1 protein-coding gene is annotated in these 235 nt (G+C 31.9%); it reads right to left on the bottom strand.

The genetic code is table 11. The annotated features are described in order from the left end of the window. Positions 1-235 (bottom strand): hypothetical protein (locus SB765_RS33790; RefSeq protein WP_410933056.1); only part of this gene is annotated, 235 nt, incomplete at both ends.

Below are 235 nucleotides of genomic sequence, written 5' to 3'. Positions count from 1 at the left end.
CTCTAATTAAGATAAATTTATGAAATAGAATTTCTCGTTTATTATGATGTAATGGCATACCTATGATGTAGTCGCTACCTAATATGCTTAATTCCTGTGGAACATCCCCGTTAACACTATCAAAAAAACTTAATATAAAATCAGTGATTTTATCACTACCAAGCTCACCATGAAGTTTATCTAAAACACCAGCTTCCTTAAGCCGGTATTTAACTTCTCCTTCATCAAATTTGTC

The sequence above is a fragment of the Pseudomonas sp. SIMBA_067 genome (assembly GCF_046534675.1).
GTDB classification, from domain to species: Bacteria; Pseudomonadota; Gammaproteobacteria; order Pseudomonadales; family Pseudomonadaceae; genus Aquipseudomonas; species Aquipseudomonas putida.
The sequence above is the reverse complement of the archived record's forward strand: the minus strand, read 5'-3'. Positions and strand labels throughout refer to the sequence as shown.